At 68.0% G+C, this 12,612-nt stretch carries 4 protein-coding genes; all 4 read right to left on the bottom strand.

Translation table 11 applies throughout. From position 1 onward, the window contains the following. Position 1 precedes the first annotated feature (1 nt). Positions 2-769: a SapC family protein gene (locus tag A3M1_RS0124670; protein WP_018391665.1), complete on the bottom strand. Its 768-nt coding sequence runs from the start codon at positions 767-769 to the stop codon at positions 2-4. 63 nt (positions 770-832) lie between these two features. Beyond that, positions 833-1,390 carry an invasion associated locus B family protein gene (locus A3M1_RS0124675; protein WP_018391666.1) on the bottom strand — a complete coding sequence of 186 codons (558 nt, stop codon included), beginning with the start codon at positions 1,388-1,390 and terminating at the stop codon, positions 833-835. A 59-nt stretch (positions 1,391-1,449) separates the two neighbouring features. Continuing rightward, positions 1,450-3,027, bottom strand: a complete 1,578-nt coding sequence (locus A3M1_RS25575) for an autotransporter domain-containing protein (RefSeq protein ID WP_245261974.1) — start codon at positions 3,025-3,027, stop codon at positions 1,450-1,452. A gap of 17 nt (positions 3,028-3,044) precedes the next feature. Continuing rightward, a complete protein-coding gene (locus A3M1_RS27135; protein WP_198291200.1) occupies positions 3,045-12,596 on the bottom strand; it encodes an autotransporter-associated beta strand repeat-containing protein in 9,552 nt (3,183 codons plus the stop codon). Positions 12,597-12,612 lie beyond the last annotated feature (16 nt).

Genomic DNA, 12,612 nt, shown 5'->3' on the forward strand with positions numbered 1-12,612 from the left:
ATCAGGCGACTGCTTGTGCCGGCGCCTCGGCCGGCGTAGCGGAACGCTCCACTAGCCCCTGCCAAGCAAGTTGCGAGGCGAGGTGCAGGATGATGAGGTCGAGCCATCCGTTGCGATGGAAGGTGGCAAGGGTGTCGCTGGACAGAGAACGGAAGGCGGCCTCGTCCACGAGGCGGAAGCCCTGGACCCGTTTTTCGGCGCCGCCACTCAACACTATGCGGGCTTCGCGGGTGGCCAGGAGATTCTCCGCGACCAGTGCTGCACTGAAGGCGCGGGTGCGTTCATGCTCCAGGGCATAGGCATCGCAGAAGGCCATGCTGGCGGAAGCGAACGTGGTGGGTGAACCGTCTTCCAAGAAGAGCGCCCGCGCGCCGTCCCGGACGGCATCGGTCGTCACCTTGGCGGCGGCGAGGTCGATACCCAGCAGGGTGACTCCGCCTTCGGTGGGCGCCATGCTGATGAAGGGGTAGCGGCGCACATAGCTGGGCACATAGTGCCCTTCCGCCCATGCCCCTTCCGAGGCGAACAGGTTTGTGCCGGCCGCAGTGCCGGTGACGGCAAGCGGCGCCGCGTCGGCATCATTGGAGAATACGATGGGATAGCTACGCTGGGCCTGCAGGAACTCCCCCGCCACGAGCGGAATCGCCGTCGCGCCCTCGGCATAGCTCACATCAGCACCCTCGCGGACACCCACCAGACGGTGATCGGGAAAGCGCAAGAGGGCAGGCGCCCGATAGAACAAAGGAAGGATCGAGGCATCGGCCGTCATTGTCTGTTCGCTTTCATCGAGGAGGGCATTTCGCGCCACATCAGGCCGTGGTCGGCACAGGTGTCAGGGCTTCAGGCTGGCATCGAGGGCTGAGGTGAAGCCCTTGAAGGAGAGCGGCAGCGTCACCGGGCGGCGGGCGCCGTCCTCGAAGGTGAAGCTGCCGGGCTCGGTGGCGGCCCGCAGCGCCTGCACCGCAGCGGCGTCCAGCTCGGTTTCGGCGAAGCAGCCCTGCGGGCAGCGGGTGAAGGCGAGCAGCACCGGCTTGGCCTTCTCGGTGATCTGAACCTTCACCCCGGCCGGCAGCCACACCCCGGCCGGCAGCTGCACCACCAGCCGCAGCGGCGCCTTGGGGTCGGCCCGGCCGACCGCGACACTGGCGATCAGCCCCTGGCCCTGCGCCTGGATGTTCTGCACCACCTCGCAGATCCGCCCGGTGTCGCCCGCCACGCAGCGCACCACCCAGTCCTGATAGGTGGCGGTGGTGAGGCCGGGCCGTGCGGCCGCCGGGGCACTCGCCGCCGGCGCCGGCGCGGCCGGCTGCTGCGCCGAGGCGGGGCCGGCGAGGCCGAGGCCGAGGCCGATCATGAAAGCCGCCAGTGTGAGGAAGCGATGCGTCATCATACAACTCGGTCAGGTGTGGGTCGGGTGGGCGAGATCCGTGTGACCCCAGCGCGGTTGGCTTAGAACTTCAAGGAGAACTGCGCGCTGAAGGTGTTCTGGTTGGTCTGGTCGGCCAGTTGGCCGGCATAGTTGAGCTGCAGCTCGGCGCTGTCGGACAATTGGTAGCCCAGCCCGAGCCCGACCAGCGCCACATCCGCGGCGATCGGCACGCCCTGGATGGTGAACGGGTTGGCGCCGCCAGTGGCGAACAGCATGTCGGCCGACGAGTTGGTGTCGCCGAAGGCATGCTGCCAGCCCAAAGTCGCGCTGGTGGTCAGCGTGCGGCCCGCCACGGTGAAGGTGGTGGCCGCCCGCACGCCCAGCGTGGAGTAGAACGTGCCCTGCGAGTCCCCGTCCACCGCCAGCGCCGAGGCGAGCGTGCCGCTCTCGGTGAAGCTGTCGCCGGAGACATGGACATAGGCGAGCCCGGCAAAGGGCTCGAAGGCATAGGCCCCGACCGACAGGTCGTAGCCGACCTCGCCGAACAGCTGGGTCGTGCCCAGCATGTAGTCGGCATCCTGGGCGCCGTAATAGCCCGGGAAGATCACCGAGCGCGACACCGAGATGTCGTGCCAGGTGTAGGAGGCGCCACCGCGCAGCGCGAGCGCGTCGAACTGGGCGCCGGCATAGAGGCCGATATCGTAATTATCCATCGAGCCCTGCGAGGAGCGGCCATCGATGTCGAACGAGGTCCGGCTGTAGCCGCCGACCAAGCCGACCCGCAATTGGTCGAGCACCGCCACGTCGATGCCGCCGAACACGCCGCCCACCGTGGTGTTGACCGAGGCGGCATTGCCATTGCCCGAGATATCGCCCCAGCCGCCGAAGCCTTCCGCCCACAGCGTCGGGGTGAAGCCCTGCGCCAGCTGGGCCGTGGCCGGCCCCGCCGCCTTGGCGGCATAGGACAGCGCGCCGGCGGACGGGGCGGTGAGCGATTGGCGCAGCCGGCTGCCGACCGCGTCGCGCAGATAGATCGACTGCTGCTGGATCACCGTCTGCGCCGAGGCATAGGCCTCGCCCGAAAGCTGGTCCAGCGCCGGCGCAACCGCCGATTCCGGCAGCGCGAAGATCGCCTCATAGACGGCGTTGCCCGTGCCCAGCGCCTGCGCCGATACCGCCACGTTCGCCTGGTTCGGCGTGTGGGCATAGTCGACGAAGTTGAACCCGTTATAGACCAGCGTCAGATAGACGTTCTGCGCGTCATAGGTCAGTTCCGGCGCCAGGAAGGCGAAGTCCGACGTGACCGAGCCGAAGGTGCCAGTCACCGTGCTTGTGGTGGACAGAATGGTGATCGTGCTCGTCGAGGGGTAGCGCCCCGAAGTCGCCAGCACCTCGACGCTCGCGTCCGAGGACAGCGTCACCGCCCCGGTGGCGGTGATCAGGTCGTGCCCATCCGCCACGGTCACGTCCACCTGGTAGACCGCGCCGGCATTGAACGTGACGGGTCCGTTCACGGTCAGCGTGCCGGGCGAATAGCCCGGCCCGACAATGCCGCCCTCATTGACGATCAGCCCGCCAATGCTCGCCGTGCCGCCGAGCACGCCGCCCTCATTGACGGTGAAGGTCGAGGCGGTGCTCGACCCGGAGGCGAGTTGCACCGTGCTCTCATCCACCGTCACCGCCCCGGTATAGGGCGCGCGAGAACAGCACCGTGCCGCCGCCGGTGAAGGTCACTTCGCCGCTGCCGGTGATCGCCCCGGTGAAGGGCGTAGGTGTCGGAGCGGTTGAACACCAGGCTGGCATTGTTGACCACGTCGCCGGCAATGGAGCCGGTGGTGCCGCCATCGCCGATCTGCAGCGTGCCGGCCGAGATGGTCGTCACCCCGGCATAGGTGTTGGTCCCGGTCAGGATCAGCAGGCCGTCGCCGGTCTTGGTCAGCCCCGCCGTGCCCGAGATCACCCCCGACAGGGTCAGCGTCTGCGCGGAATCCACCTCGATCGTGCCCGCCGTGGAGACGGCGCCGTCCAGCACCACCGCCTCACCAAAGGTGAAGCTGCCGCTGGCGCGGAAGGTGCCGGCCGCGCCGACGCTCAGCCCGCCGCTGCCCAGCGCGCTGGCCGCGTCGACCCGCAGCGTGCCGGCCTCGATGGCGGTGCCGCCGGCATAGGTGTTGGCGCCCGTCAGATACAGCGTGCCGCTGCCCGCCTGCACCAGCGCGCCGCTGCCGGAGATCGCCGACGCGATCGTCACGTCGTCGCTGCGGTTGAACGCCAGCACGCCATTATTGACCACATCGCCGAGGATCGACCCCGTGCTGCCGCCATCGCCGATCTGCAGCGTGCCGCCGGAAATGACGGTGCCGCCGGTATAGGTGTTGGCTCCGGTCAGGATCAGCGTGCCGTAATCGGCCTTCTCGATCCCGTGCGTGCCGGTGAGGACCGAGGCGATGGTGGCGAGCGTCGACCCCCCGGCCTCGGTGCCGTCGCCGACACGGATCGTCGCCCGGTCGTCGCCGGACAGCGCCAGCGCGTCGCCGCTCACCACATAGCCGCTGTCCACGAACTGCAGCCCCGTCGCCGACACCTGGCCGTCGGTATTGTCGATCGTCACCGTGCCGGGGGTCGACTGGAACACGGCGAACCCGTCGTTCCATGCCCGCGGGATGGTGCCCGAGGCGTTGATCCAGTTGGTCTGCGTCCCCGCCGTCCAGGTCCCCGTGCCGCCGAGAACGCTCTGCGTCGCCGTCGTGTTCGAGCCGTTCCAGAACAGGATGGGGCTGTTCGGATCCTCGACGTACAGGTTCACCTGCCCGGCCACCGAGGTCTGCACCCCGCCCTCCAGGCCCCCCGCGATCGTTCCGACCTCCATGCCATTGTCGGTCAGCGTGCCGGTGTAATTGACAATGCGATAGATGCCGATGCCGAATTCGCTCGCAGGCGTCACGTTCAGCGTGCCGTCCAGCGTCACGTCGCCATTGACGGTGAACACGCCGCCGCCCGTGGAAGAGCCCAGGGTGACGTCCATGTTCGCGCCCGACTGCATGTCCAGCGCGCCCATGGTGAGGCCCGTGGGCTGGACCCCGGCGAGCGTTCCACCGGAAAGGACATGCACCGTCTGCGTCACGGTTCCGGAACCGGCCAGCGTCGCGGCATCGTAGACGTAGATGTCGCCCGCCACGCTGCCGTTCACGGCGAGCGTGCCGCCATTCACCTGCGTGGTGCCCGTATAGGTATTGGCGCCACTGAGCGTCAGCGTCCCGGTGCCATCCTTGTCGAGGCCGCCCGTTCCCGCCAGCACGCCCGAGAAGGTCGTCGAGGTGTCGTCGGAACCTGTGGCCAGGCGTGTGCCGTCAAGCGTGACCGACCCGGCGCCAGCGAGCGAGCCGACCGTCTCCGTGCCGCTGGGGCGAAGGATCAGGCTCGCCCCTTCCGCCACGGTCACCGCGCTGGTGTCGCCCAGCGCGGCGCCGCCCTCGGCGATCAGCGTGCCGGCGGTCACCTGGGTTGCGCCGCTGGCGCTGTTGGTGCCGGATATGACCAGCGTGCCCGTCCCGGTCTTGCCAAGGGCGCCGGTGCCGGTGATCGCGCCCGTCAGGGTCAGCGTCTTGCTGTCATCCACCTCGAACGTGCCGCCGCCGACGCCGGAAACCGGCGTCAGGGAGATGGCGGAGCCATAGGTGAAGCTATCGCTGGCGCGCAGCGTGCCCTCGCCTTCAAGCGCCAGCGCGCCACTTCCCAGCGCACTCGCCGCTGTCACCTGGATCGCGCCGCCGGAGATGGTGGTCGGGCCGGTCAAGGTGTTGGTGCCCGTGAGGGCAAGCGTGCCGTCACCGGTCTTGGTGAGGCAGCCCGGCCCTGTCATGCTGCCGCTGAACGTGGAGCTGGTGCCGTCCCCACCCGCCGTCAGGCAGTGGCCATTGAGGTCGACGGACCCGGCACCGGCAAGCGAGCCGACCGTCTCGTCCGCATCGGTCAGCAACGCGCTCGCCCCGCTGGCCACCGTCAGCCGCGCCGTATCCGAGAGCGAGGAACCGCCGGCAAGCTGCAGTTCACCTTCATCCACCGCCGTGGCGCCCGAGAAGGTGTTCGTCCCCGTCAGCAGCAGCGTGCCGGTGCCGGTCTTGGTCAGTGCGCCGGTGCCGGAGATCACACCCGACACGGTGAGGGTCTTGGTCGGATCGACCGAGATCGTTCCCCCGCCGGTCCCCTCGGAGGGGGTCAGCGATACTGCGCTGGCCCATGTGAAGCTCTCGCTCGCCTGGAATGTGCCGCTGCCCTCAAGGGCCAGTGCGCCCGTGCCCAGCGCGCTGGCCGCGGAGGCCTGCACGGTTCCGCCGGACACCGTCGTCGTGCCGCTATAGGTGCTGACCCCGGTCAAGGTGAGCGTGCCGTCGCCGGTCTTGGTCAGGCATCCGGCGCCTGAGATGGTGCCGGAGAAGGACGAGCTCGACCCGTCGCCCCCTGTCGTCAGGCAGTAGCCGTTCAGCGCGATGTCGCCGGCGCCGGCGAGAGAGCCGACCGTTTCGTCAGCATCCACCAGCTCCAGCGCGGCGCCGGAGGCCACGGTCAGCCGCGCGGCATCCGCCAGCGAGGCGCCACCCATGAGGGCGAGGCCGCCGGCCGACACGGTGGTCGCGCCGGTGAAACTGTTGGCGCCCGAGAGCGTCAGCGTGCCGGCGCCCGCCTTGTCCAGCGTGCCCGTGCCGGAGATGGCTCCCGCGAAGCTGGTGGCGTCGGAGCGGTTGAAGACAAGTGCCCCGTTGTTCACCACATCGCCGACGAGGGTTCCGGTGGTGCCGCCATCACCGACCTCAAGCGTGCCGGCCGAGATGGTGGTGCCGCCGGTATAGGTGTTGGTTCCCGTCAGGGTCAGCGTGCCGGTGCCGGCCTGCACCAGCGCGCCGGCGCCTGAGACATCGCCGTCGAACGCAACGGCGTCGGTCCGGTTGAAGGACAGTGACGCCAGAGCCGCCACGGAGACATTGCCCCCGATCGAACCGGTTGTGCCGCCATTGCCGATCTGCAGGGTGCCCTGCGTGACCGTGGTGTCGCCGGTATAGGTGTTGGTGCCGGTCAGGATGAGCGTGCCGAGATCGGTCTTCTCGAGGCCGGTCGTTCCTTCCAGCACGGAACCGATCGTCGCCACAAAGCTGGCGCCCGCCGCGCTTCCATCACCGACGCGGATCTGCGTCTGGCCTGAGGTGGCCGCGAGGGTGATCGTCCCGCTGTCCACCGTATAGCCGTCCACCATGAACTGCATGCCGATGGTGGATACCGTGCCGGACACGGTGACATCTCCCGCCGTGCCGGCGAACACCGCATATTGGCTGTTCCACGCCCGCGACTGGTTGAGCGGCGAGGTCAGCCAGTTGAGGTCCGACGGGTTCGCCGACCAGGTGCCGCTGCCGCCCTGGATGGTGCCGTCCGGCGTCGTCGTCGAGCCGTTCCAGTACAGCATCTCGCCCGAGAGAACCGTCAGGTTCACCTGGTTCGGCACCACCTGGATGGTGTAGGCAAAGTCGGTAGGCGTATCGCCCAGCACCAGCCCTCCATCCGAGGCCAGCGTCGTGTAGTCGATCAGCCGGTAGACACCGAGCGCCATCGACCCGCCATCGGTCACGTTCAGCACGCCGTCCAGCGCCAGCGTCCCGGCCGAGAACACCGCATTGCCGGTGTTGGAGCCCAGCGTCACATCGATATTGGCGCTCGAAGCCAGCGTCAGCGCCGTCATCGAAAGCCCATAGGCCCCCGCCGTCGTCACCGGCGCCGCCGCCAGCGTGCCGCCATTCTCCACGCTCACCGTCCCGGCGATCGCCGCCCCGGACGTGCCCGACGTCTCGCCCTGCAGCGTTCCCCCGGACGTCACCGTGACATTGCTCGCCAGCGACACGCCGCTGAGGATCTCCAGCGTGCCCGCCTCCACCGTCGTGCCCGCGCCCGCGCTGTTGGCGCCCACAAGCGTCAGCTTGCCCCCGCCCTTCTGCACCAGCGCGCCCGTGCCGGTGATCGCCCCGGCCGCAACCACATCATCGGAGCGGTTGAACGCCACCGTGCCGCTATTGGCGATCGCGCCCGCCACAGAACCGGTGGCGCCGCCATTGCCGATCTCAAGCGTGCCGGCCGACACCGTCGTCCCGCCCGCATAGGTGTTGTCGGCCGTGAGCGTCAGCGTGCCAAGGCCCGCCTTGGTAAGCCCGCCCGCGCCGCCGAGCGCGCTCGACACGCCAATGTCGAAGCCGTTGGAATCGATCGTGCCACCGCCCGTCGCCAGCGTGATATCTCCCGCCGCGAAGCCGGAGAGGAAGTCCGCCTGCGTCGCCGTCGCCCGCAGCGTGCCGCCGTCGAGGGAAATCACTGCGCTGGCCGCTTCGCCGTCCTTGACGATCTGGCCCGCGGCGACCGTGCCGCCGTCCTCCACGGCGAGGGTCGCGTCGCTGCCATACTCGCCCATGTAAATGCCAGAGGTTCCGACGTCGAAAGTCGATCCGGCGCCCGTTACCGTGGCGATGCCAAAGTGTTCGGAGTTGTTCCCGAGAAAAAGGTCGCCGCTCAGAATCGTACCGCCGTCCGCGACGGTGACGGTGCCGTCGCCGTAATAGCCGGCGTAGAATTCGGCGCCTCCGGTATCGAGCTTCGAACCAGCGCCAGTCACCGTTACCTCGCCCCGCGAGGCATCATAGACGCCGAGATAAACGCCGCCGCTTTCGACCGTTCCACCGTCGGCAACGGTGAGCGCGCCAGACGTCGTGTCGTAGGAATAGCCGATCTGCAGATAATTGCCGTTCAGCGTCCAGTTCGAGCCGGCGCCGGTGACGGTCACGGAAGATTCATACTCCCCGTAAGATCCACTATAGACGCCGACATAGCCCTCCCCCGTCGAGAGCGTCGCCCCGTTCGAGACCGTCACCGAGCCGCCATTGTAGTAGCCGACATCGAACTCGCCGGTGCCGATATCGAGCGACGAGCCCGCACCCGTGATGGTGAGGGAGCCGTACGCGCCTTCGTTTTCGTCATAATAGCCGACGACCGCATAGTTGGCCGTCACCTTGGCGCCACCGGAGATTTCCATCGTGCCGGTGCCGTAATAGCCGACATAAAGACTGTTCGTGACGTCCCAGCGCGAGCCCGTGCCGGTGACGGTGGCTTGACCCACCGCTCCGATGTCGTTGCCGACATAGCCCGCCCCGGAGGTCAGCACCGCGCCGTCCGCGATGGTGAGGTTTCCGCTGCCCTTATCGGCCACGATCATACCGGAGGTGCCGAGATCGAGGCTGGTTCCGGCGCCGGTCAGCGTCGCCGCGCCCGAGGTCTCGTACTCGCGGCCGATATAGAAGGTTTCCGCCGTCGACGTGCCGCCGGCGAAGACGAGCGAACCGGCGGAGACCACCGTGCTCCCGGTGATGGCGTTGTTCCCCGTCAGCGTCAGTTCACCCGCGCCAGCCTTCTCCAGCCCCGTCGTGCTGGTGAGGACGGAGGCGATGGTGGCGGTGACCTCGGCGGTTGCGGGCGTCTCGTCGCCGACCGTGATGACCGCCGACTGCCCGTTGAAGCTGGAGAGGGAGATGCCGCCTCCGGTGAGGGTGTAGCCGGAGGTGAGGAAATACATCCCCGCCACTTCGGGATCGGTCGACCCGCTCAGCGTCACCGTGCCGGCGGTTCCGGCGAAGACGGCGACGCTCGCCTGCGTCCAGGCATTGGCTGCGGCGCCGGTCTCGTCGGTCCAGTTCATGTTGGAGTTGGTGACCGTCCAGGTCCCGTCGCCGCCCTGCACGCTTGAACCCGGGGTGACGGTCGAGCCGTTCCACCATTGCGCGGCGGCGACCAGCAGGTTCACCTGCCCGGAGGTCGAATAATCGAGGGCGGTCAGCGAATAGTTCTGCGTGGTTCCCAGCACCAGGCCGTTATTGGTGATCTGGCCGCCAAAATCGAACAGGCGATAGGTGCCCGAGGCGTAGCCGTCGCGCTGCGCGAGGTTCAGCGTGCCGCTCAGGATCAGGTCGCCATTGCCGGTCGACAGCGCCGCCGTGGTCGATGGCGCCCCAAGGCCGAGATTGATGACCGAGGAACCCTGCATGAGCAGGCTGCCGACGGTGAGGTGACTGACGCCGTCCGCTTCCATCTGCAGCGTCGCGCCGCTTGCCACCGTCATCCCCAACACGGACCCGCCGGTCGCCCCGGACTCGGCCACGAAAGCGGCCCCGGACGTGACGAGGATCGTACCGGCCACTTTCGCCGCGCCGCTGAACTGAAGCGTCCCGGCGGACACCGTCACCTCGCCTTCGATCGTATTGGACCGGGAGAGCACGAGCGTTCCCTCGCCCGTCTTCTCGAAGCCCGAGCCGCCGGTCAGCAGGGTGTTGATCGTCGCCGTTCCCTCGGCCACCGAAATCTCGGGGACATAGCCATCAGCCAGCGCCACCAGCCGGATGGCACCTGCCGGCGAGGCTCCGTCGACAACATAGCCCGAGGTAAGGAATTCAATGCCCGCGACGGTCGGATTCGTGCTCCCCGAAAGGGTCACCGTGCCCGCAGTACCGCCAAAAATGGCAAGACCGCTCTGGCCCCAGGCATCGGCGGTCGTCCCCGCCATATTCGTCCAGTTGGTGGTGCCGGCCTGGACGTCCCATGTGCCGTCACCGCCGACAACCCCGGAGCCGCCCGTCGTGTCTGTGCCGTTCCACCACTGGCCGAGCGCGACAACGAGGTTCACCTGCCCGCTCGTCGCCGTGTCGATGGCATAGAGCGAGTGGGCCGGCGCCGTCACCTCCATGCCGTCATCGGTGAGCGCGCCGGCGAAATCGATCAGCCGGTACGTACCCGAGGCGAAGCCCGAACCCGCATTCACCTGCAATGTGCCGTCGAGGGTCACATCGCCATTCGAATAGATCGCATTGTTGGCGGTCGGGGCCTCCGCGAGAAATGTGAAGGTCGAGGTCGCGCCGAACTCCACCGCCCCCACGGTGAAGCCGATGCCGCTGACCACCGACAGCGTGGCCCCGCTCTCGACCGAAACGGTTCCGGAGGCGACGCCGCCACCAAGCAGCGTGGCGCCGGACTTCACCGCCACGTCGCCGCCCAGGCTGCCCGTGAGGTCCAGGGTCCCCTCGGAGACCGTCGTCAGGCCCGTGAGGCCGGTATTGCTGGTGCCGAGGATCATCGTGCCGGAGCCCTTCTTCTCCAGCGTCCCGGATCCTGAAATTCCCCCCGAATAGGTGAAGTCGTCGGAGCGGTTGAACACCAAGGCGCCCGTCGTCAGGCCGGAACCCGTGTCGACGTCCCCGATGTTTCCGCTCGTGCCGCCGTCGCCGATCTGCAGCACGCCACCCAGGACCGTGGTTCCCGCGGTGAAGCTGGTGCTGTTGTCCCCGGTCAGCGTGAACGTGCCGGTTCCCGTCTTGACAAGGCTCAGGACGGAACTCCCCCCGGCCTCGATCAGCGAACCGGAGAAGGTGGTGCTCGCATTGTTTCCGCCGGTGGTGAGCACATAGTCCCCCCCGGCGGCAATCACATCGCCTGAGCCGGCGAGAGAACCGATGGCTTCAGAGTCCCGCAGGACCAGTTCCGTCCCGGCGTCGATCGTTACCGCGACGCTGTCGGCGAGCGCCGACCCGTTCTGCAGGAACAGCTTGCCCGCAACAACATGGACGGGCCCGGTGAAGGTATTGGTGCCGGTGAGGAAAGCGGTGAGGCTGCCGACCTTGGTCAGCCCGCCCGTGCCGGTGATGCTGCCGGCAAACCCTCCGGTGGTCGTGTCGGATCCGATCGTCAGCGTGTTGGCGTTGAGATTCACCGTCCCGCCGTCACCGTTCAGATTGGCCAGGGCCTGCGAACCGTCGACCAGCTCCAGCGTGGCCCCGGTCGACAGGTTGAACTCTGTCGTGCTCGCCAGCGCCGAGCCGCCGGACAGCACCATCGTTCCGGCGGACACGGTGACGATGCCGGTGAAGGAACTCGCCCCGTCGAGGGTCAGCGTGCCGGTGCCAGCCTTCTCGAACGAGCCGATGCCGGCAATCTCGCCGGAGAACGTCGTCGAGCTGTCGTCGCCGCCAGCGGTGAGCTGGCTGACATTGGTCAGCGTCACCGTCCCGGCCCCCGCCAGCGAGCCGACGGTCTCGTTGGCGTTCAGGGTCAGGCCGGCGCCGCTCGCCACCGTCACGGCACTGGAGTCGCCGATCGCCGATCCACCAGACACGACCACGGCGCCCGAATTGATGGAGGTCGCGCCGGAATAGGTGTTGCTGCCTGACAGGGTGAGCGTGCCCGATCCCGAGACGGTCAGCCCGCCGGCGCCGGAAATCGCGCCCGAAAGGGTCTGCGCGGCGGAGGAGGCGTAGTCGAGCAGGGTACCCGAGGCGAGGGAGATCGCCCCCGCATAGCTGCCCGCCCCGAGGCTGCCGGCCGAGGCGATCTGCAGCGTGCCGGCCGAAATCGTCGTGTCGCCCGTATAGGAGTTGACGCCCGACAGGATCAGCGTGCCGTCGCCGGTCTTCTCCAGGCCGTCGCTGCCCGCGAGCACGGAGGAGATGGTGGCGTCGGTGCCCGCGCCGTCCACATTCACCACCGGCGCCGCGGAGGCATTCGCGAGGGTCAGCGTGTCGCCGGTGATCTCATAGCCGGAGGTCAGGAATTTCAGGCCCTTGGCGGAAACCGCGCCCGAGGAATCGTCGATGGTGACGAGGCCGGCGGTGGCGGAGAAGATGGCGAGCTTGGCACCGTCCGACGCGACATGCGTCGTGCCGTCCGCATTGCTCCAGTTCAGCACACCCGAATCCGCCGTCCAGGTGCCGGTTCCACCCGCAAGCGGGCCGCTGCCGGACACGGTCGTGCCGTTCCAGTACAGGCCGCCGCCCGCAGCAACGGTCAAAAGAACCTGACCGCTCACCGAGGTCGTATCGACGGTATAATCGTAATCCGACGACGCGGTGCCGATGGCGAGCGTTCCCGAAACCGAGCCGGTATAGGTGATGAGAAGATAGGAACCTTCGGCCATCGAGCCGCCGTCGGTAATGTTCAGCGTCCCGCCAAGCGTGAGAGTGCCGCCTCCAGGGGCACCCGCTGCGTTTACGACGATGAGCGGATCCGTGGTGCTGGGCGAGTTCAGCGTAACGTCGAGATACGAGCCGCTGTTCAGCGTGAGATTGCCCTCGAGCGTTTCCAGAGCCGGCGCACCGCCCATGGGGCGGCTGACAGTCAGATGGCCCCCGGCCTCGATAACAATACTTCCCACCACATCCCCAACCTGT

This window comes from Ancylobacter sp. FA202 (genome assembly GCF_000380205.1).
Classification (GTDB): Bacteria; Pseudomonadota; Alphaproteobacteria; order Rhizobiales; family Xanthobacteraceae; genus Ancylobacter.